This is a genomic window from Azoarcus sp. TTM-91 (genome assembly GCF_012911025.1).
Classification (GTDB): Bacteria; Pseudomonadota; Gammaproteobacteria; order Burkholderiales; family Rhodocyclaceae; genus Azoarcus.
In genome coordinates this window covers 32,073-53,317 of sequence record NZ_WUEI01000015.1, presented here as the reverse complement: position 1 = coordinate 53,317, position 21,245 = coordinate 32,073, and the positions used below count along the sequence as shown (strand labels likewise).

Genomic DNA, 21,245 nt, shown 5'->3' with positions numbered 1-21,245 from the left:
AGAGTCTCAGCCAAGCTTTTCCATCAGTTCGCGGGCGGTCAGCTGCTGGGCGGCGCTGCCTTCCTTCAACACCTCTTCCAGCAATTCGCGCGCGCCTTCCTTGTCGCCCATCTCGTCGTACGCCCGGGCAAGCTCGAGCTTGGTATCAACCTCGCCACCTGCTTCTGGTAAAGACGTGGGAGATGCGGCCGGCCCCTCTTCCGCGGGAGGCTCGAGATCCAGATCGATACTGGTAAGATCCAGAGCCGGGGGCTCCGTCACCGAGGTCGTGGTAGGCGAGTCGATGTCCAGATCGAAGTCCAGCAGGCTGCTGTCGAAGCTGGTCTTCTCCAGGTCGACCACAGCTGCATCGTCCTCCTGCCCGGGCTCGTCGCTCTGGATCACCGTCGCGCTCATGTCGAAGGCCGGCGACGACTTGGGAACATTCAGCTCGGGCAGTTCGAAGGCCAAGCCCGGCTCTTCCGCGCTGGCCAGGTCCATCTCATTGCCCAGCACGGTCACGGTGGAGTCCTGATGCCGAGAGGAATCGACCGTTTCACCGGAGCCCAGGGACGGCGGCTCGGTTGGCGCTTCATCGCCGCTGACGTCCAGGTCCAGAACAAGATCGGCAGAACGGGTCTGGAAGGACTCATCGATCCCGCCCGTTTCGGAAAGTGATGCCGGCGGCACGGACCCGGCTTCCGGTTCGCCGAGATCGAGATCGAAATCCAGCGACATGTCGTCGGCCGGCGGCGGAGGCTCATTCGCCGGGAGCGACTCATTTTCCCCCTGTGCCAGCTGCCCCAGCTCGCCGGGCATCGCCCAGGTGTCCTTTAACTGGGAGGGACTGGGATCCACTGGCGAAGAAGTCGTAAAGTCCAGGCTCGCCAGGGAAGGGCCGGTCGGCTCTTCAGAAGTATCGAGTGCGTCCCCCTGCAAGCCGGCCTTCTCATCCACCTTTTCCTGGGCCGCCGCGACCGCCATTGCACCCGCTACGGTCCCCAATCCAGCAGCCGCTGCAGCGGGCCCAAGCGGCTGTTCGGTCTGCGGCGCGCCCGCCCCAGCAGTCTCGACGGCTCCGCCGTTGTAGAGCGGATTCTCCGGATCCAGCTTGCGGCCCATCTGGGCAGCCTTTTCCCAATCAGGGCCTTGACCGTTGGTTCGGCCATACAATTCGGTAGCTGTCGTCTCGAAGGGCTTCAGACTCTTGCGCTGGGCATAGATCTCCAGCAGCTTGAGGTAGATGGCAGCCCGTGCTGGATCCGCCTTGAGTGCATCCTGCAGGATTTCCTCGGCTTGAGCATCGCGGCCATACGCCATATAGACGTCCGCCTCGGCGACCGGGTCCACGCCCTCATCCGCGTCGATCGAAGACAGCCCAGACTGGCTGAAATCGGTATGGATGACGCTGCTGTTGCCGGTATCCACACTCTGACCGCCGGTGCCGCCGAATACACCGCTGCTTTCCGGCGGGAATTCGCTCATCAGCGCCTCGGTATCGCCACGCTCGCCTTCCTTGCGCTTCTGACGCATGCGATAAGCCGCATACCCCAGGAGCAGGATCAGGATGCCGCCACCGGCGGCAAGCAGCGTCGGATCCTTCAGTAGGCTCTGGATGAAGCCCTCTTCCGGCTCAGGAGCGGGCGCCGCCGGCTTGGGAGGCGCTGGCGGGCGGGGTGCAGCCTGCGCCACAGGGGGCGGCGCCGGCTGAACTGGCGCTTCGACCGCAGGCGCGGCTTCGGCAGGCGGCAAAGGCGTCGCTTCGCCAGCAGGAGCCGTGGGCGGCGGAGCAGCCGGAGTCGCGGGAGGCTCGACTGCACTGCCCGATGCCCCGCCCTGCAACTGCTGCTGAAGCTGACCCAGGCTTTCGCTCTTGAGTTCAACCAGCTTCTGCAGGTCACGGATGTTGCGTTCGAGCTCGGCCAGGCGGGCATTCGCCTCTTCCAACGCCTTCTCGCGCGAAACCAGTTCCTCCTCCAGGGATTGCACCCGGCTCGCAGCATCGCCGCCGCTCGCTCCACCTGCGCGCTCGGTGCGTGACACCTGCACCTTGTCACCATTCTCTGCAGCGGGTCGGGCCTCCTCCACACGCGGCGTGATACGCCCAGCGGAGGACTGCTCGGCTGGAGCACTCTCAGCCGGCCGGCTGACGGCGGACGATGCCAACCGGCGACGGTACGCTTCGAAATCAGCGGAGTGCGCTACCACCTCACGCCGCGCTTCTCCAACCTCCACGGCGCCGGCGGCTTCTCCACCTGGCAGGCTGAGGATTGCGCCGGCCCGCAGGCGATTGATGTTTCCACCATCAAACGCCTCCGGATTGCCGCGATAGAGCGCGATCAGCATCTGGTCCAGCGTGACCCCATCGGGCCGGTTGGCTTCGGCGATACGACGCAGCGTGTCGCCCCGTCGCACGGTGTATTGGCCGTTCGGGCTGCGGGACGGGGAAGCGACCTGCTGTGCCACTGGGGACGGACGCGGGGCAGCAGCGATTGGCTGCGGCGCCGGTACAGCCGGTGCGGGTCGCGCCGCGGGGGTGAATGCCCCGCCATTACGCGGCGTGGCGCCCAGATCGACAGGATCGAGCAGGAAGGTGTACTCGCGGACCAGGCGACCTGAACTGGAGTCGAGCTCAATCAGCAGATCGAGAAAAGGATCATTGACAGGCCGGTCGCTGCTGAGACGCAGAACCGGGCGCTGGCCGCGGTTATCAACGGTAACGGCCAGGCTGCTCAGCACACCTGCATAAGGGATGTTCGCCTGGCGAAAGGCATCCGGCGAGGCAATGCGGGCAGAGAGTGATTGCAGTTCCTGCGCAGTCCCGCTGACCGGGATTTCGGCCCTCAACGGCTGCCCAAGGCCGCTAAGAACGTTGATCTGCCCGAGCCCGGCCGCATGACCGATGGATGACAGCGAAGCGATCGCGACTGCGACCAGGGAAGCCTTGAGCGACGTTTTCATCATTGCCTTCAAACCCGTTCCCCCTGCGGCATTCAACCGGCAAGAGACATAGCATCATGGACTTGGGCTAGCAATCTAGCATTAAGCTCAACTTCGTGCAGCAATTCTTTCAGGCACAAGGCTTTTTTCAACGGAGCGCTGGACCCGCAGCCCGTTCTGTGTCAGGACATGCGGGTCAAGTCTATGGCGCAGGGCATAGACGCCCTGCGCTTCGATCAGCGTTCGAGCAGGATGCGCAGCATGCGGCGCAGCGGCTCGGCCGCGCCCCAGAGGAGTTGGTCGCCGACGGTGAAGGCGCCAAGGTATTCCGGCCCCATCGCCAGCTTGTGCAGGCGACCGACCGGAACCGTCAGCGTGCCGGTAACCGCAGCCGGAGTCAGTTCGCGCTCGGAGAGCTCGCGCTCGTTCGGCACCAGCTTCACCCAGTCATTGGCGGTGGCGATGATCTCGCTCACCTCGTCCAGCGGCACGTCCTTCTTCAGCTTGATGGTCAGCCCCTGGGAATGGCAGCGCATCGCGCCAATGCGCACGCACAGGCCGTCGATGGGAATGCTGCCCTCACTGCGGAAAGCCGGCTTGCCGAGGATCTTGTTGCACTCGGCGCCGCCCTTCCACTCCTCCTTGGACTGGCCGTGCTCAACCGGCACGTCGATCCAGGGAATGAGGCTTCCGGCGAGCGGGGTGTTGCGGAAGTTCTTCTTCGGGAAGGCGTCGGAGCGGATGGTTTCGGCGACCTTGCGGTCGATGTCGAGGATGGCGGACGCCGGGTCGGCCAGCAGGTCCGACACCGAGGCGTGGATCGCCCCCATCTGGGAGATCAGCTCGCGCATGTTCTGCGCGCCGGCGCCGGAGGCAGCCTGGTAGGTCATCGCCGACACCCACTCGACGAGATCATGTTTGAACAGCCCGCCCAGGCCCATCAGCATCAACGAGACGGTGCAGTTACCGCCTATCCAGTTGCGGCCACCCTTGGCCAGCGCCTGGTCGATGACATTGCGGTTGACCGGGTCGAGCACGATGACTGCATCGTCTGCCATGCGCAGCGCGCTGGCGGCGTCGATCCAGTGGCCGTTCCAGCCGGTAGCGCGCAGCTTGGGATAGACCTCTTTGGTGTAGTCGCCGCCCTGGCAGGTGATGACGACGTCACATGCCTTCAGGGCATCCACGCTGCTGGCGTCCTGCAGCGGCAGTGCTGCCTCCTTGCCGCCGAACACCGGAGCCTTGCCGCCCGCCGCCGAAGTGGAGAAATAAACCGGCTCGATGTGGGCGAAATCGCCCTCTTCCACCATCCGCTGCATCAGCACGGAACCAACCATGCCACGCCAACCGACCAGACCTACTCGCATCATCTTGCTTCTCCGACCTTTCCGCCGTTACTGAAAATCCCTTACAGCGCCGCCAGTACCGCGTCGCCCATTTCCCGCGTGCCCACCTTCGTCGTGCCCAGCTCGTAGATGTCGCCAGTGCGCAGGCCTTGCGCCAGCACCTTCTTCACCGCCGTCTCGATACGCGTCGCGGCTTCCTCCTGGTCGAAGGTGTAGCGCAACATCATCGCTGCCGACAGGATGGTAGCCAGCGGGTTGGCCACGCCCTTGCCGGCGATGTCCGGCGCGGAGCCGTGGGACGGCTCGTACAGGCCCTTGTTGTTCGCATCCAGCGAGGCCGACGGCAGCATGCCGATGGAGCCGGTGAGCATGGAGGCCTCGTCCGACAGGATATCGCCGAACATGTTGCCGGTGACCATCACATCGAACTGCTTGGGCGCACGCACCAGTTGCATCGCGGCGTTGTCCACCAGCATGTGCGACAGCTCCACCTCCGGATAATCCTTGGCCATCTCGTCGGCGATGTCGCGCCACAACTGGGTGGTCTCCAGCACGTTCATCTTGTCCACCGAGCACAGCTTCTTGCCGCGCTTCATCGCCGCTTCGAACGCCACCTTGAGGATGCGGCGGATTTCGTACTCGGCATAGATCATGGTGTTCCAACCCACCCGCTGCTGCTTGCCCTCGACCTCTCGCAGCTCGATGCCGCGCGGCTGGCCGAAGTAGATGTCGCCGGTCAGCTCGCGCACGATCAGGATGTCCAGCCCGGACACCACTTCCGGCTTCAACGTGGAGGCGTTGGCCAGTTCCGGGTAGAGGATGGCCGGGCGCAGATTGGCGAACAGGCCGAGATCCTTGCGGATGCCCAGCAGGCCGCGCTCCGGGCGCTGCTCACGGGGCAGCGTATCCCACTTCGGGCCGCCGACCGCGCCAAGTAGTACCGCATCGGCCGCACGGGCGAGTTTCTGCGTGGCTTCCGGGTAGGGCACGCCGGTGGCGTCCACTGCCGCCCCGCCCAGCTGCGCCTCTTCAAGCTCCAGCTTGAGATCCAGCGCCTTCAACACCCGCACCGCCTCCGCGGTGATCTCGGGACCGATGCCGTCACCCGGCAACACGCAAATCTTCATTCCGTCGTTTCTCCTCGTGACCCGGCCGCAGCGGCTCAGGCGAAGTAATAGGGATGCTCGGCGCGGCGCCGCTCTTCGAAGGCCTTGATCTTGTCCGCATGCCGCAGGGTGAGGCCGATGTCGTCCCAGCCGTTGATCAGGCATTCCTTGCGGAAAGGGTCGATGTCGAAATGGACCGCATGCCCGTCCGGACGCTTCACCAGCTGCGTCGGCAGATCCACCTCGATGGTGTAACCCGGCGAATGCTCGACCAGCCCGAACAAGGCATCAACCTCTGCCTTGGGCAGCACGATGGGCACCACACCGTTCTTGAAACAGTTGTTGAAGAAGATGTCGGCGAAGGACTCCGCGATGATGGCGCGGAAGCCGTAGTCCAGCAGCGCCCACGGCGCATGCTCGCGGCTGGAGCCGCAGCCGAAGTTGGCCCGGGTCAGCAGCACCGAGGCGCCCTGGTAGCGCGGCTGGTTCAGCACGAAGTTGGGGTTCAGCGGACGCTGGCTGTTGTCCATGCCCGGCTCGCCGCGGTCCATGTAGCGCCACTCGTCGAAGGCGTTGGGGCCGAAGCCTGAACGCTTGATGGACTTCAAGAACTGCTTCGGGATGATGGCGTCGGTATCGACGTTGTTACGGTCAAGCGGCGCCACCAAGCCGTTGAGGGTGATGAATTTCTGCATGTCGGTCTCCCTCAGAGGATGTCGCGCACGTCGGCGAAATGGCCCGCAATGGCCGCCGCCGCGGCCATTGCCGGGCTGACGAGGTGGGTACGGCCACCCGCGCCCTGGCGTCCTTCGAAGTTGCGGTTGGAAGTGGAGGCACAGCGCTCGCCCGGCTCCAGCCGGTCGGCATTCATCGCCAGGCACATCGAACAGCCCGGCTCGCGCCACTCGAAACCTGCCGCGACGAAGATCTTGTCCAGCCCTTCCTGCTCCGCCTGGCGCTTCACCAGGCCGGAACCCGGCACCACCAGCACCTGGCGCACGTTGTCCGCCTTGCGCCGGCCGCGAGCGATCACCGCCGCCTGGCGCAGATCCTCGATGCGGGAGTTGGTGCAGGAGCCGATGAACACCTTGTCGATCTTGATGCTGGTCACCGGCAGGTTGGGCGTGAGCCCCATGTACTGCAGCGCCCGCTCCATGCCCTCGCGGCGCACCGGATCGTTTTCCTTCGCCGGGTCCGGCACGGTTGCGCCCACAGGCACCACCATCTCGGGCGAAGTGCCCCAGGTGACCTGCGGCTGGATCTCCTCGCCGCGCAGCACGACGAGCTGATCGAAGCGCGCACCTTCGTCGGAATGCAGGGTGCGCCAGTAGGCCACCGCCCGCTCCCAGTCATCGCCGCGCGGCGAGAAGGGCCGGCCCTTGAGGTAATCGATGGTGATCTGGTCCACCGCGACGAAACCCATGCGCGCGCCGGCTTCGATCGCCATGTTGCAGACAGTCATGCGGCCTTCCATGGACAAGCTGCGCATCACTTCGCCGCCGAATTCAATGGCGTAGCCGGTACCGCCGGCGGTGCCGATGCGGCCGATGATGGCCAGCGCCACGTCCTTGGCGGTCACGCCCTTGCCCAGCTTGCCATCCACCCGCACCAGCATGGTCTTGGAGCGCTTCTGGATCAGGCACTGGGTGGCCATCACATGCTCCACCTCGGAGGTGCCGATGCCATGCGCCAGACAGGCGAAAGCGCCATGGGTGGAGGTGTGGGAGTCGCCACAGACCACGGTCATGCCCGGCAGCGTGGCGCCGTTTTCCGGCCCGATCACGTGGACGATGCCCTGGCGCTCGTTCTTGAACGGGAAATAGGCCAGCGCACCCACTTCACGGATGTTGCTGTCCAGAGTCTCGACCTGCTGGCGCGACACCGGATCCTGGATGCCCTGCTCCCAGTGGTCGGTCGGCGTGTTGTGGTCGGCAGTGGCGACGATGGACGACACGCGCCACGGCTTGCGGCCGGCCAGCTTCAGGCCCTCAAAGGCCTGCGGGCTGGTGACCTCGTGCACGAGGTGACGATCGATGTAGATCAGCGCCGTGCCGTCCGCCTCCTGGTGGACCACATGACTCGACCACAGCTTCTCGTACAGCGTTTGGGCTTCCATGCTCTGCATTCCGCGCAAAGAAAAGTTGTTGATTATTTCACAGGACCGAGCTAGCGGATAGACGCCGCCTGCCCGCCATTCCCGCGCCGGGACTCAGCTTCGGCTGGCCCGGGCCTGTTCGTAGAGCGGCATCACCCGGGCCGCGTAGTCGCTCAGATCCTTCTGCCGGTCGGCATGCGACGGGTGGGTGGAGAGCCACTGCGGCGGCGCGCTGGAGGACTGTGTCGCCATCTTGTTCCACAGCGTGACCGCCGCTCGCGGGTCGTAGCCGGCACGCGCCGCCAGCTCGACGCCCATACGGTCCGCCTCGGTCTCATGCAGGCGGGAGTTGGGCAACTCGAAGGTCACCTTGGCCACCTGCCCCATCAGGTCCTGCCCACCCTGGCCAACCCCCAGCAATGCGCCGGCAACCGAAATCCCCAGCCCGGTCGCCACCGATTTGGAGATGCGCTCGCGGGCATGCTCGCGCAGGGCATGGGCGATCTCATGGCCCATCACCGCGGCGATCTCGTCGTCGCTCAGCTTCAGCTTGTCGATCAGACCGGAGTAGAAGGCGATCTTGCCGCCGGCCATGCACCAGGCGTTGAGCTCGTCCGAGCTCAACACATTGACCTCCCACTTCCACGAGGCCGCATCCGGGCGGAACACCGTGGTCTGCGGGATCAGCCGGTCAGCGATGCGGCGCACCCGCTGCACCTGGGCCGCATCCCGGTTCAGCGCATTCTTCTTGCGGGCCTCGGCCAGCACCTCCTGATATTGCTTGCTGGAGGCCTGCTCAACCTCCTGCGAGGAAACCATCATCATCTGGCTGCGCTCTATGCCCACCGCACCGCCATGGGTGGTCTGCACCGTCTGGCAGGCGACCGCCAGGGTCAGCGCCAAGGCGCCAGGCACCAGGGCCTTGCCGATTCTTCTCATACCGTTCTCTCCTCGTTCAGGGATGTTTCCTCTCCGTTCGCGGCAGTTCGCCAGCCGATCAAGAGCCAGGCCAGGCCGGCCACCGCGAACGCCGAACCCAGGGTAAAGGTCCAGGCGGAGCCGATGGTGTCCCACGTGTAGCCGCTGATCAACCCGCCCAACATGCCGCCAGCGCCGAAGGACAAGCTGCCGTACAGCGCCTGCCCACGCGCCTGCAGGCGGCCGGGAAACCAGCGGTTCACCGCCGCGATCGAGGCCGCATGGTGGGCGCCGAAGGTGACGCCGTGCAGCAGTTGCGCGAAAGCCAGCAGCGCCAGGCTGGCGACGCCCCAGCCAGTAAGCGCGAAGCGCAGGGTGGCACAGGCAAATGCCACGATCAGGATGTCGCGCAGCGCGAAGCGCTTCAGCAGCCGCGGCATGCCCAGGAACACCAGGATCTCTGCCATCACCCCCAGCGCCCACAGCGCCCCTACCACGCGCTTGTCGTAGCCGTTCTCCACCAACAGGATGGAGAAGAAGACGTAGAAAGCACCATGCGCCGCCGCCATCAGGAAACAGGCTCCCAGCAAGGCCTGCACCTCGGTACGCCGCAAGGTATCGCCAAAGCCCATGGCCGCCCTGCCCTGCGGCGGGCGGTAAGCCTCGGGCACCAGCAGCGCGGACAGCAGGATGCCGACGAGCACCGCCGCAATCCCCCACAGCACCGCGGAGATGGGCAGGAAATCCAGCAGCCAGCCCAGACAGATCACTGCGGCAATGAAGCCCACCGAACCCCAGGCGCGGATGCGGCCATATTGGTGTCCCTGGCCGCCAAGGTGGGCGAAGGTGACGCCCTCGATCAGTGGCAACGCTGCACTCCAGAAGAAGGCCATCAAGGCCATGCCGGCAAAGATGCCGTCGAAACGGATGGTGACGAAGAAGATGGAGAAACCGATCAGGCTCATCAAGGCCGACAGGCGCACGATCTGCACCCGCATGCCCAGATGCTCGGCCAGCCAGCCCCACATATTCGGCGCCAGCACCCGCATCACCTGCATCAGTGACATCAACAGCGCGATCTCGGCAGCCGAAAAACTCAGCGACTTCAGGTAGAGCGTGAAGTACGGCGAGAAGGCGCCGATGAAGGCGAAGTAGAAGAAGTAGTAAGCCGACAGGCGCCAGTACGGAAGCATCGCTCAGCCCTGCGGGCGCGATGGCCCGCCCGCACTCCGCCCCGGATCAACCGCCGCGCGGCGACGGCACCGGCTGCACGCCATCCGGCGCCAGCCCGGCAATGCGCGGCGTCGCCGCCTGCACGTCGCCGCACTGGGCGCGATGGCGCAGCGCATGGTCGATCAGCACCAGCGCGAGCATGGCCTCGGCGATCGGCGTCGCCCGGATACCGACGCAGGGGTCGTGGCGGCCGTGGGTATTGACGATGGTGGCCGCCCCGCTGCGGTCTATGGAGCGGCGATCCAGGCGAATGCTGGAGGTCGGCTTTATGGCCATGCTGACGAGGATGTCCTGGCCGGACGAAATGCCGCCCAGCACGCCACCTGCGTTGTTGGACAGGAAGCCCTCCGGCGTCATCTCGTCGCCATGCTGGGTGCCAAGCTGGGCCACCGCGCCAAAGCCGGCGCCGATCTCGACGCCTTTCACCGCGTTGATGCTCATCATCGCGTAGGCAATGTCCGCGTCCAGGCGATCGAAAACCGGCTCGCCCCAACCGACCGGCACGCCGGTGGCGACAACGTTGATGCGCGCCCCGACCGAATCGCCGGACTTGCGCAGTTCGTCCATGTACCGTTCCAGCTCATCCACCATGTCGGCGTTCGGCGCAAAGAAGGGGTTGTTGCCGACTTCGTCCCAGGACTGGAAGGGGATCGGCAGCGGGCCGAGCTGCGCCATGTAGCCGCGCACCACCACGCCGTAGCGCTCCGCCAACCACTTCTTTGCGATGGCGCCGGCAGCCACCCGCACAGCGGTCTCTCGCGCGGAGGAACGGCCGCCGCCGCGGTAGTCGCGCACGCCATACTTCTGCCAGTAGGGGTAGTCGGCGTGGCCCGGGCGGAAGGTGTCGGCAATGTTGCCGTAGTCCTTGGAGCGCTGATCCTGGTTGCGTATGAGCAGCGCGATGGGCGTGCCGGTGGTCACGCCCTCAAACACGCCGGAGAGAATCTCCACCTCGTCCGGCTCGCGGCGCTGGGTGACGTGCCGCGAAGTGCCTGGCTTGCGCCTGTCCAGCTCAGCCTGAATGTCCGCCGCCGCCAGGGCCAGCCCCGGCGGACAGCCATCCACGACGCAACCGATGGCGGGGCCATGGGACTCGCCGAAGGAGGTGACGCGGAACAGGGTGCCTAGAGTATTGCCGGACATAGGAAAGCTCGTCGAAAAGCACAGGAAACGGTGGCGCCCAGCGGGAAAACCAGGCGGGCAAGGCGCCGGAGTCTAGCACAGCGCCCTAGCCGCCTTTCCCGCCTCAAGCGCGGGGCTGCAGGCGGTCAGTGGAAAAAGTCTTCCAGCCGCTCGAACACTTCGTGGCCGGCACCGTGCGGGCGCACCGCCAGCACGTCCTCCAGCTTTTCCACCTGGCGCATCATCTGCTCCAGCCGCTGATCTTCGAACACCAGCAGCCAGATGCGGCTACGACGCCCATCGGCCGCCGGCATGCACAGAATGCCTTCGACGTTGAACGCCCGGCGGGCGAAGAGATTGCAGATGTGGCTCATCACGCCGGGGTGATTGTTCACCTCCAGCTCCAGCACCACCTTGGCGTAACCCTGCTGCGGCAGGGGGTCGGCAACTTGTTCGATCATGTTCTCAGCCTCCGATCATTTCGGTATTGGCGGCACCCGGTGGCACCATGGGATAGACGAACTGCTCGCGGTCTATCGAGGCGTGGATCAGGCAGGGCCCCGGCGTGTTGAGCGCCTGCGCCAGCGCCGCCCGCGGATCGCTCTCGCCGTCGAGGTCCAGCGCCTTGATGCCGAAGCCCTCCGCGATGCGCACGAAATCCGGTGCGCCGCGGTACTTGGAGGCGAACACCCGCTTGCCATAGAACAGGTTCTGCTGCTGGTACACCAGACCGAGCGAGTTGTTGTTCATCAGCACGATCTTTACGTTCAGGCCCTCCTCCGCCAGCGTCGCCAGTTCCTGGATGTTCATCATCAGGCTGCCATCGCCGGAGAAACACACCACGGTGCGGCCTGGCTCGGCCATGGCCGCCCCCATCGCCGCCGGCATGCCGAAGCCCATGGTGCCGAGGCCGCCGGAGGTGAACCACTGGCGGGCACGGCGGAAGGGGTAGGCCTGCGCCACCCACATCTGGTGCTGGCCGACGTCGGTGGTGATCACCGCTTCGTCATCCAGCGCAGCGGCCACCGCGTGGATCAGGCCGTAATGGGTACGCGGATCGTCCTGCCCCGGCAGTTGCAGCGGGAAGCGGCTCTTGAGGCTGTCCACATGGGAAAGCCAGCGCTTGCGCAGCGTGACCTTCACCTGCGGCAGCAGCGCCTCCAGCGCGGTGGAAACGTCCGCATGGATGGCAACATGGGCGTTCTTCACCTTGTGCAGCTCGGAACGGTCCACGTCGATATGGACGATCCTGGCCTTGGGGCAGAACTGCGCCGCCTTGCCCACCGCGCGATCGTCGAAACGGGCGCCGACACAGACCACCAGGTCCGCCTCTTCGAGCACGAAATTGGTGTAGCGCGCACCATGCATGCCGAGCATGCCGATGGACAAGGGATGGTCCATCGGCATGGCACCCAGCGCCATCAGCGTCATCGTCGTCGGCATGCTGGCCTGCTCGGCCAGCGTCACCGCCAGCGCCGCCGCGCCGGAATGCACCACGCCGCCGCCGAGATAGAGCACCGGTTGCTCAGCCTCGTTGATCATCTGCGCCGCTTGCGCCAGCAGTTCCTGATCCAGCGGCGGCAACGCCTCCGGCTCAGCCGGCGGCGGCAGCTCGGCCACCTCGATCAACTGGCTCTGCACGTCCTTGGGCACATCCACCAGCACCGGGCCAGGCCGGCCGGACATGGCGATGCGGAAGGCGGCAGGGATCACCTCCAGCAACTCCTGGGCGGAGCGGACGAGGAAGTTGTGCTTGGTGATCGGCACCGTCATGCCGTAGATGTCCACTTCCTGGAAGGCGTCCGTTCCTATCATGGACAACGGCACCTGCCCAGTGATGGCCACCAGCGGAATGGAATCCAGCCGGGCGTCAGCAATGGCGGTCACCAGGTTGGTCGCCCCTGGCCCGCTGGAGGCAAAGCACACCTCCGGACGCCCGGAAACCCGCGCCATCCCCTGCGCCATGAAACCAGCGCCCTGCTCATGCCGGGCCAGGACGTGGTGAATGAGCGTGCTACCGGACAGCGCGTCGTAGAGAGGCAGGATCGCGCCCCCGGGTATTCCGGCAATTGTGCGCACGCCCTGGCGCTCAAGGAGGCGCACAATCAACTGCGCACCGGTCATTTTTTCCATTGTTTTCTCCTGGCAAGCATGTCCGACTAACCAGACCGGGGGGCCTAAAAGACGAAACCCCCGCCGGCCTTGCGCGCCGGCGGGGGTTTGGATTCGGTGAAACCGCTTTTCCTGACCCTGCTACGACGCGCGACCGCCTACGCCTACTACTACGCGTACGGGCAGGACTACGACGAGGGCGGAAGCGAGACGGGTCATTTTGCGGAAAGTGCGATTAGCATTCGGAATGAAAACATGAAGCGCCCCAGGGACACAAGCACTTTCTAGGTCAGGGTTTACTCCAGCGCTACCGCGCTCTGCTCCTCATCCCTGAGGGCACGTCGGAGAATCTTCCCGACATTGGTTTTGGGCAGCGCATCGCGGAACTCCACCTTGTGCGGCACTTTGTAGCCGGTCAGGTTTTTCCGGCAGTATGCGATCAGCACCTCCTCGGTCAGGCCGGGGTCCTTGCGCACGACGAAGGCCTTCACCGCCTCACCGCTGCGCTCGTCCGGTACCCCGACTGCAGCCACCTCCATCACGCCGGGATGACTGGCGATCACGTCCTCGACTTCGTTGGGATATACGTTGAAGCCGGAGACCAGGATCATGTCCTTCTTGCGATCAACGAGGCGGATGAAACCCCGCTCGTCAATTACGGCGATGTCACCCGTGCGCAGATAACCGTCGTGGGTGAAAGCGCGCTTGGTATCCTCCGGCCGGTTCCAGTATCCACGCGTCACCTGCGGCCCCCGCACGCACAGTTCCCCGCGCGAACCTACGGGCTGCTCGACGCCGTCGTCGTCACGGATGCTGATCTCGGTGGAAGACACCGGCAGGCCGATCGCTTGGTTGAACTCCGGCAGATCAAGCGGGTTTATCGTTACCGCCGGCGAGGTCTCGGTCAACCCGTAAGCCTCGATCAAGGGCTTACCCGTCGCCTTGCGCCATTTCTCCGCCACCGCCTGCTGTACGGCCATGCCGCCACCCAGTGATATCTGCAACGCGGAAAAATCCAGCTTGGCAAACTCGGGGTTATTAAGCAGGGCATTGAACAGCGTGTTTACCCCTGTGATCGCGGTAAAACGGTGCTTGCCTAACTCCTTGATGAAGCCAGAAATATCGCGCGGATTGGTGATCAGTACATTGCGGGCGCCAATCTTGAAGAAGGTAAGGCAATTAGCGGTGAGCGAGAAGATGTGATAAAGCGGCAGCGCGGTGATGATCACCTCCTCCCCATCGCGCAGAAAGGGGCGTATCCACGCATGCGCCTGCTGCAGATTGGCGATGATGTTGCCATGACTGAGGATCGCCCCCTTTGCCACGCCCGTCGTGCCACCGGTGTACTGCAGATAGGCAATGTCGTCGTGGCCTATCTCGACAGGGTGGAGAACCTGCCTGCTCCCGCACTTCAAGACAGCGGAGAAACTCATCGCACCAGCCAATTCCCAAGGGGGAACCAGTTTCTTGACCCGACGAACGACGAAGTTCACCAACCTGCCCCTAACCAGGCCCAGCATCTCGCCCAGGCTGGTAACAATCACATGCTTCAGCGGCAAGCTGGAGCGCACGTTCTGCAGGGTGTGGGCGAAGTTCTCGAGGATTACGATGACCTCGGCCCCGGAGTCCCGCAACTGGTGCTCCAGTTCTCTCGCCGTGTAGAGGGGATTGACGTTGACGACGGTATAACCGGCCCGCAATGCGCCGAACATTGCAATCGGATACTGCAGCACATTGGGCATCATCAACGCCACCCGCGTGCCCTTGGGCAGTCTCAGCTCGCTCTGGAGGAAGGCAGCGAACCGGGCCGACAAGGAATCAAGCTCCGAATAGCTGATCCCCTTATCCATGCAGACATACGCAGTGCGATCCCCAAAGCTGCGCACGCTGCGCTCAAACAAGTCACCGATGGAACGGAACTCGTTGAGATCGACTTCTGCTGGAACGCCTGCCGGGTAGCTTTGCAGCCAGATCTTTTCCATCGTGCCTCCTCCATGGGTTGGAAACCTGCCAGGACAGCTAGCGCTGCCCTGGCTCCGCCCTCCCGAGGCGTCGTAGCGGTCTGCACCGCCCGGTTCCAACCGTAGCCGCCACCCATCTGCCGTGGGCGTTCAGCTGCATCTCCGCACTAGCCCCGGCAGGCCGTGCGTGGGGTCTCCTCCCCCTTGCTCAGGCCCGCTCGCTTTCCTCTTCGGGCCAGTTGCGTATGTAGTTCTTCAACATCCGGTTCTCGAAGCTCTGTTCTTCAAGAACAGCCTTGGCCACGTCATGAAAGCTGACTACACCAAGCAGGGTATGGCCGTCCATCACCGGAAGGTAGCGCTGGCGCTTATCGACCATCAGACGACGCAATTCGTCCATTTCCATATTGGGAGCCGCGCTCAGCGGAGCCCTGAGCATTGCACGTGCGATCTCCGCCTCTCCCCATGCGGATCCGTTGTCATGGACCGCCTTCAGCACCTCGCGGAAAGTGAGCATACCGACCATCTGGCCATGATCGAACACCACCAGCGATCCCACATCCTGCTCAGTCATGATCGCTACCGCCTCGGTCAGCGTTCTATTAGGCGCGATCGTGTAGAGCACCTTGCCCTTGATCGCGAGGATCTCGCTCACGAGCATATGTATCCCCTTGTTTACCGATATGTCTGAAGGTGATGCGCCATGTTAGTGCAAGGCACTTGGGGCGCAAAGTAAGGGCTTACCCGCTCAACGCTTGAGTTGATCGAGCTTGCCCTTGATCTTGGCCCACTCTTCCGCATCCGGCAGCGGCTCCTTGCGCTCCACGATGGGCTTCCATTGGCGGGCCAATTCTGCATTCAGTGCAATGAAGCCCTCCTGGCCGGCCGGCACATCATCCTCGGCATAGATTGCCTCGACCGGGCACTCCGCGACACAAAGCGTGCAGTCGATGCACTCCTCCGGGTCAATCACGAGGAAATTCTCGCCCTCGCGAAAACAGTCCACCGGGCAGACATCCACGCAATCGGTGTACTTGCAGCGGATACAGGATTCGGTCACTACATAGGCCATCTAGTCATACTCCAGGGAACAAACCGGGCGCGAAACTTGTGCACAAGCGGCATTGCCGACAATATAGTCCAGTGATTTGCATTTTCGCCACGCGTCCGCCAGAGATTTTCTTGACGCGCGCGTCGCCATAGCATAACGTCCCAAAAACTTCCCTCGGGGCAGTTGCATCCAGCCCCCGCCGGGCCATCTCCGGCCCACCCCCCGAATCAAAGACGAAAAACCTTCACCCTGATGTGAGGAACCATGAGCGAGCATATCCATTACGTGACTGATGGCAGCTTCGAATCTGAAGTGCTTCAGTCGCAAACGCCCGTCCTTGTCGATTACTGGGCCGAATGGTGCGGTCCCTGCAAGATGATCGCCCCCATTCTGGACGACATTGCCAAGGATTACGCCGGCAAGCTGAAGGTCGCCAAGCTCAACATCGACGAGAACCAAGAAACCCCCTCCAAGTACGGTATCCGCGGCATTCCGACCCTCATGCTCTTCAAGGGTGGCAACGTCGAGGCAACCAAGGTGGGAGCCCTGTCCAAATCACAATTGACCGCCTTCATTGACAGCAACATCTAAGCCGGAATCGACTCCGGCCCGTTCTCGCGGTGCATCGCGCACTCGCCGCCGGGGCACCCGGCAGCACCGCGACGGTAATCCCCCCCAAGGCAACGCTTCCGAAAACGACATGTTCGACGCGGACATGGCGCTTGAGGAAGGCTCATCCACGTCCGCCGAATCGACCGCCGCTGCGGCGATGCATCTTTCCGAGCTCAAATCGCTGCACGTCAGCCAGCTCCTGGAAATGGCCATTGCCAACGAGGTCGAAGGCGCGAACCGCTTGCGCAAACAGGAACTGGTTTTCGCCCTGCTGAAGAATCGAGCCAAGAAGGGCGAGCCGATATACGGAGACGGCGCCCTGGAAGTCCTGCCTGACGGCTTCGGCTTCCTGCGTTCGCCAGACACCTCCTACCTCGCCGGCACCGACGACATCTACGTCTCTCCGTCGCAGATCCGACGTTTCAATCTGCATACGGGTGACACGATTGAAGGCGAAATCCGCACACCCAAGGATGGAGAGCGCTACTTCGCCCTGGTGAAGCTCGACAAGATCAATGGCCGCCCTCCTGAAGAGTGCAAGCACAAGATCCTGTTCGAGAACCTCACGCCGCTGCATCCGCAGGAATGCCTGAAGCTTGAGCGTGACATCCGGGGCGAAGAGAACGTTACCAGCCGGATCATCGACATGATCGCGCCTATCGGCAAAGGTCAGCGCGGCTTGCTCGTTGCTCCGCCCAAGAGCGGCAAGACGGTGATGCTGCAGCATATTGCCCACTCCATCACGGCAAACCATCCCGACGTGGTCGTAATCGTGCTGCTGATCGATGAGCGCCCGGAGGAAGTGACCGAGATGCAGCGTTCAGTGAAGGGCGAGGTCGTTGCCTCCACCTTCGATGAGCCGGCATCGCGCCACGTCCAGGTGGCCGAGATGGTGATCGAGAAGGCCAAGCGCCTGACCGAGCACAAGAAGGACGTCGTCATCCTTCTCGACTCCCTGACCCGGCTGGCACGCGCCTACAACACCGTTGTTCCGGCCTCCGGCAAGGTGCTGACCGGCGGCGTTGATGCCAACGCACTGCAGAAGCCCAAGCGCTTCTTCGGTGCGGCGCGAAATATCGAGGAAGGCGGCTCACTGACGATCATTGCAACCGCGCTGATCGACACCGGCAGCCGGATGGACGACGTCATCTACGAGGAATTCAAGGGCACCGGCAACATGGAGCTCCACCTCGACAGGCGCATGGCGGAGAAGCGGGTCTATCCGGCAATCAATGTGAATCGCTCCGGCACGCGGCGTGAAGAACTACTGATGAAGCCGGACATCCTGCAAAAGGTCTGGATACTCAGAAAACTCCTTTACGGCATGGACGATATCGACGCAATGGAATTCCTGCTCGACAAAATCAAGGCCACCAAAGGAAATGCGGAGTTCTTTGACGCAATGCGCAGAGGCTGACCGAAGCGCCGACCAAATAAAAACGCCACCTGACGGTGGCGTTTTTATTTTGCTTAGCCAAATAACTCGGCTGACTCTCAGGCGTAATCGAAGAACCCCTTCCCCGCCTTGCGCCCCAAGTAGCCCGCCTCGACCATCTCCACCAATAGCGGCGCAGGACGATACTTCGGGTCCTTGAAACCCTCGAAGAGGACCTGCATTACAGCCAATTCGACATCCAAGCCGATCAAATCACAAAGCGCCAACGGCCCGATAGGATGATTGCATCCCAGCTTCATCGCCTCGTCGATTTCCGCCGCCGTTGCCAATCCCTCGCCCAGAGCAAAAATCGCTTCATTGATCATCGGACATAGCAAGCGATTCACCACGAAGCCCGGACTATTACGCACCTGCACAGGCGCCTTGCCGATTGCCTTGGAGACAGCCTCCACCGCCGCATAAGTCGCGTCGGAAGTCTGCAGTCCGCGGATGAGTTCCACCAGCGCCATCATAGGCACCGGATTGAAGAAGTGCATGCCGATGACACAGTCAGCCCGCTTCGTCGCTGCGGCGATTTTGGTGATGGAAATCGAGGATGTATTCGTGGCAAGAATTGCCCCCTGCTTGGCAACCGCATCCAGTTGCGAAAAAATCTTCAGTTTGAGATCCAGGTTCTCGGTCGCAGCCTCGATTACTAGATCGCATTCCGCAATCTTCCCAATATCCGTCGCAATGGAGATCCGCGACATTGCCGCAGCTTTCTGGGCCTCGCTCAACTTATCCTTTTTGATAAGCCTATCGAGGCTGCCGCCGACGGCAGCGAGCCCTTTTTGAACTTGGGCGTCACTGACGTCCGTCATCAGGACATCCACCCCCGAGACAGCAAACGCCTGCGCAATCCCGTTCCCCATTGTGCCCGCACCAACCACACCAATCTTCTTGATGCTCATTGCAATAAGCTCTCCACAAATTATCAACGCCGGAACGGCCAGGCAGGAATGATAGCTTCCATACCGTTGCGTATGGCCGAAATCTATATCAAGAAATCGTTTGGCGCCAGCGCCTATTTCCGGCACAAGACGAAAGGAGAAAAGCAGAGGCAAACAGAACGTGGAGATAAAAAAAGGGAGCCCTCAGGCTCCCTTTCATAAAATTGGCGGAGTGGACGGGACTCGAACCCGCGACCCCCGGCGTGACAGGCCGGTATTCTAACCGACTGAACTACCACTCCGCACTGACTTTGCCCGCAAGCATGCCACGGGTCGACGCCAAAGCGTCTTTTTATTGGCGTCCCCACGGGGATTCGAACCCCGGTTATCGCCGTGAAAGGGCGGTGTCCTAGGCCTCTAGACGATGGGGACAAATTTTTAAAAACCTTTTGGTGGAGGTAAGCGGGATCGAACCGCTGACCTCTTGCATGCCATGCAAGCGCTCTCCCAGCTGAGCTATACCCCCACAACGAGCCGGCGATTATAGCTTCTGTTCAAGCTTACCGCAAGCACCTCATGACCTTCCCTGAGGCTTGCAGGACAAATGCCCTGCTGTATTACTGGCGGAGTGGACGGGGCTCGAACCCGCGACCCCCGGCGTGACAGGCCGGTATTCTAACCAACTGAACTACCACTCCAACTTCAACTTCAACCTGCACCGGCTATGCCGGCTTGGCTCTCGCTTACGCCAGAGCACTAAACCTTGGCGTCCCCACGGGGATTCGAACCCCGGTTATCGCCGTGAAAGGGCGGTGTCCTAGGCCTCTAGACGATGGGGACTTATTTCTTTCGGCTGGTGGAGGTAAGCGGGATCGAACCGCTGACCTCTTGCATGCCATGCAAGCGCTCTCCCAGCTGAGCTATACCCCCGATCCGAAAGAGCGCGCATTATAGGGGGCGTTTTCCTGGGTGTAAAGCCCTCTCGCCTAATTTCTGCTTCAGACAGCGTCAAAGAAGCTTACCGGGATTCATCAACCCTGCAGGATCCATTGCATGCTTCAAAGAGCGCATCAGACTCATTTCCAAGGGACTTTTATAACGCAGCACTTCCGCACGCTTCAGTTGGCCCAGTCCATGCTCGGCAGAAATCGAACCATCCAACTCCGCAACGAGATCATGAACGATACGATTTACTTCTCCTGTCCGGGCGATGAACCCATTGTTGTCCAGCGCGTTCGGCTTCGATAGGTTGTAATGCAGATTTCCATCTCCGATATGGCCGAAGGCAACGATCCGAACATCGGGCCATATTTCCTTTAGCCGCCGATCTGCCTCTGCAAGAAACTCGGGAATTGCACTGACCGGCACAGACACATCGTGCTTGATGCTGACCCCCTCAATACGTTGGGCCTCCGAGATGTTCTCTCTCAGCGCCCACAAGGCCTCCATCTGGCTCAGACTGTTGGCAACCACCGCGTCATCGACGATTCCCGCCTCCACGGCGCGCCCCAGTTCGCTTTCCAGCAGCTCAGCCAACCCGCCGCCTGGTGCGGCGTCTGACAACTCCACAAGCACTGCCCACACACCACCTCCCGGAAACGGGTCCCTCGCCCCGGGCATGTGCTGCAGCACCAGTTCCAGCGCACTTCGGCCAACGATCTCAAAGGCGGTTACCCGATCTCCACACCCCCCTCGGAGGCTGGCTAGCAGGGAGACAGCCGCCGCGGGATCAGGTACCGAGACCCAGGCGGTGGCACGCTGCCTTATCGCCGGGAAAAGCTTGAGTACTGCTGCAGTAATGATGCCCAGAGTGCCCTCGGCACCAATGAAGAGTTGCTTGAGGTCGTACCCGGTATTGTCCTTGCGCAAACCGCGCAGACCATTCCAGAGCTCACCATCAGACATCACTACCTCCAGCCCGAGGGTGAGTTCCCTGGTGTTGCCATAGCGCAGGACCTGCACGCCTCCCGCGTTGGTAGACAGGTTGCCACCGATCTCGCAACTGCCTTCCGATGCAAGCGAGAGTGGAAACAAGCGCCCCGCCTCTTCCGCCGCGACTTGTATCTTCGCGAGCGTGCAGCCCGCCTCGGCACACAACGTATTATTGGCGGTGTCGACATACCGGATACGGTTCAGGCGAGACAGGCTGATCACCACCGCCCGCCCATCCTCCAAAGGAGTCGCCCCGCCGCACAGACCGGTATTACCGCCCTGAGGGACCATCGGCACCCCTGCCTGAGCACAGGTTCGCACGACCGCCGAAACCGCCGAAGCATCCGCCGGCCTCACGACAGCCCGAGCCCCCCCCCGGTAGCGTCCGCGCCAGTCGACGACATAGGGCTCGATTTCCTCCGACCGGGTAAGCACATGATCCCGGCCAACGATGTCAGCCAGATTTTGCAACAGCACATCCATGGGCACACTCCAGCAGGACACCGAGTTCCG

Annotated in this window: 17 protein-coding genes and 6 tRNA genes; 2 read left to right on the top strand and 21 right to left on the bottom strand. The window is 62.8% G+C overall.

Features of this window, described 5'->3' with window-relative positions:
- Nucleotides 1-6: 6 nt before the first annotated feature.
- The 13 genes from GRF61_RS06835 to fdxA all read right to left on the bottom strand — a co-directional run bounded on the left by GRF61_RS06835 (nucleotide 7) and on the right by fdxA (nucleotide 15,884).
- On the bottom strand, nucleotides 7-2,940 hold the full coding sequence (locus GRF61_RS06835) for a FimV/HubP family polar landmark protein (protein ID WP_169149923.1): 2,934 nt from the start codon (nucleotides 2,938-2,940) through the stop codon (nucleotides 7-9).
- Between the two features lie 215 nt (nucleotides 2,941-3,155).
- Nucleotides 3,156-4,289 carry an aspartate-semialdehyde dehydrogenase gene (gene asd, locus GRF61_RS06830; protein WP_169149922.1) on the bottom strand — a complete coding sequence of 378 codons (1,134 nt, stop codon included), beginning with the start codon at nucleotides 4,287-4,289 and terminating at the stop codon, nucleotides 3,156-3,158.
- A gap of 38 nt (nucleotides 4,290-4,327) precedes the next feature.
- Entirely contained in the window at nucleotides 4,328-5,392 is a 1,065-nt protein-coding gene (gene leuB, locus GRF61_RS06825; protein WP_169149921.1) for a 3-isopropylmalate dehydrogenase, read from the bottom strand.
- Between the two features lie 35 nt (nucleotides 5,393-5,427).
- Complete coding sequence (gene leuD, locus GRF61_RS06820) at nucleotides 5,428-6,066, bottom strand: 3-isopropylmalate dehydratase small subunit (protein WP_169149920.1); 639 nt, start codon at nucleotides 6,064-6,066, stop codon at nucleotides 5,428-5,430.
- 11 nt (nucleotides 6,067-6,077) lie between these two features.
- Entirely contained in the window at nucleotides 6,078-7,487 is a 1,410-nt protein-coding gene (gene leuC, locus GRF61_RS06815; protein WP_169149919.1) for a 3-isopropylmalate dehydratase large subunit, read from the bottom strand.
- A 93-nt stretch (nucleotides 7,488-7,580) separates the two neighbouring features.
- Complete coding sequence (locus GRF61_RS06810; protein ID WP_169149918.1) at nucleotides 7,581-8,405, bottom strand: M48 family metallopeptidase; 825 nt, start codon at nucleotides 8,403-8,405, stop codon at nucleotides 7,581-7,583.
- A complete protein-coding gene (locus tag GRF61_RS06805; RefSeq protein WP_169149917.1) occupies nucleotides 8,402-9,577 on the bottom strand; it encodes an MFS transporter in 1,176 nt (391 codons plus the stop codon). Before GRF61_RS06805 ends, GRF61_RS06810 begins: the two co-directional genes overlap by 4 nt.
- A 46-nt stretch (nucleotides 9,578-9,623) precedes the next feature.
- Nucleotides 9,624-10,760 (bottom strand): chorismate synthase, encoded by a 1,137-nt coding sequence (gene aroC, locus GRF61_RS06800; RefSeq protein ID WP_169149916.1) that lies wholly within the window; start codon nucleotides 10,758-10,760, stop codon nucleotides 9,624-9,626.
- A 125-nt stretch (nucleotides 10,761-10,885) separates the two neighbouring features.
- Nucleotides 10,886-11,200 carry an acetolactate synthase small subunit gene (ilvN, locus tag GRF61_RS06795; RefSeq protein WP_169149915.1) on the bottom strand — a complete coding sequence of 105 codons (315 nt, stop codon included), beginning with the start codon at nucleotides 11,198-11,200 and terminating at the stop codon, nucleotides 10,886-10,888.
- A 4-nt stretch (nucleotides 11,201-11,204) separates the two neighbouring features.
- Nucleotides 11,205-12,872, bottom strand: a complete 1,668-nt coding sequence (gene ilvB, locus GRF61_RS06790) for an acetolactate synthase large subunit (RefSeq protein WP_169149914.1) — start codon at nucleotides 12,870-12,872, stop codon at nucleotides 11,205-11,207.
- Nucleotides 12,873-13,147: 275 nt separating this feature from the next.
- Nucleotides 13,148-14,833 (bottom strand): long-chain-fatty-acid--CoA ligase, encoded by a 1,686-nt coding sequence (locus GRF61_RS06785; RefSeq protein ID WP_169149913.1) that lies wholly within the window; start codon nucleotides 14,831-14,833, stop codon nucleotides 13,148-13,150.
- A 187-nt stretch (nucleotides 14,834-15,020) separates the two neighbouring features.
- The gene (locus tag GRF61_RS06780; RefSeq protein ID WP_169149912.1) at nucleotides 15,021-15,473 is read right to left on the bottom strand and encodes a CBS domain-containing protein; all 453 of its coding nucleotides are present in this window, start codon (nucleotides 15,471-15,473) and stop codon (nucleotides 15,021-15,023) included.
- 87 nt (nucleotides 15,474-15,560) lie between these two features.
- A complete protein-coding gene (fdxA, locus tag GRF61_RS06775) occupies nucleotides 15,561-15,884 on the bottom strand; it encodes a ferredoxin FdxA (protein ID WP_169149911.1) in 324 nt (107 codons plus the stop codon).
- Nucleotides 15,885-16,127: 243 nt separating this feature from the next.
- Here fdxA and trxA point away from each other — a divergent pair, with 243 nt between their 5' ends.
- Entirely contained in the window at nucleotides 16,128-16,454 is a 327-nt protein-coding gene (trxA, locus tag GRF61_RS06770; protein ID WP_133592843.1) for a thioredoxin TrxA, read from the top strand.
- Nucleotides 16,455-16,632: 178 nt separating this feature from the next.
- Nucleotides 16,633-17,892: a transcription termination factor Rho gene (gene rho / locus GRF61_RS06765; RefSeq protein WP_133592912.1), complete on the top strand. Its 1,260-nt coding sequence runs from the start codon at nucleotides 16,633-16,635 to the stop codon at nucleotides 17,890-17,892.
- A gap of 77 nt (nucleotides 17,893-17,969) precedes the next feature.
- Here the strand turns inward: rho and GRF61_RS06760 are convergent, their stop codons facing one another.
- From GRF61_RS06760 to GRF61_RS06725, 8 genes are all read right to left on the bottom strand, one after another.
- Nucleotides 17,970-18,821 (bottom strand): 3-hydroxybutyryl-CoA dehydrogenase, encoded by an 852-nt coding sequence (locus GRF61_RS06760; protein WP_169149910.1) that lies wholly within the window; start codon nucleotides 18,819-18,821, stop codon nucleotides 17,970-17,972.
- Between the two features lie 204 nt (nucleotides 18,822-19,025).
- Nucleotides 19,026-19,102: transfer RNA gene (locus GRF61_RS06755), tRNA-Asp, on the bottom strand.
- A 54-nt stretch (nucleotides 19,103-19,156) separates the two neighbouring features.
- Nucleotides 19,157-19,232, bottom strand: a tRNA-Glu gene (locus GRF61_RS06750).
- A gap of 18 nt (nucleotides 19,233-19,250) precedes the next feature.
- Nucleotides 19,251-19,326 (bottom strand) — tRNA-Ala (locus GRF61_RS06745).
- A gap of 95 nt (nucleotides 19,327-19,421) precedes the next feature.
- Nucleotides 19,422-19,498 (bottom strand) — tRNA-Asp (locus GRF61_RS06740).
- Nucleotides 19,499-19,564: 66 nt separating this feature from the next.
- A tRNA-Glu gene (locus GRF61_RS06735) sits at nucleotides 19,565-19,640 on the bottom strand.
- Between the two features lie 14 nt (nucleotides 19,641-19,654).
- Nucleotides 19,655-19,730, bottom strand: a tRNA-Ala gene (locus tag GRF61_RS06730).
- Between the two features lie 78 nt (nucleotides 19,731-19,808).
- Nucleotides 19,809-21,215, bottom strand: a complete 1,407-nt coding sequence (locus tag GRF61_RS06725) for an FAD-binding oxidoreductase (protein ID WP_169149909.1) — start codon at nucleotides 21,213-21,215, stop codon at nucleotides 19,809-19,811.
- Nucleotides 21,216-21,245: the final 30 nt, after the last annotated feature.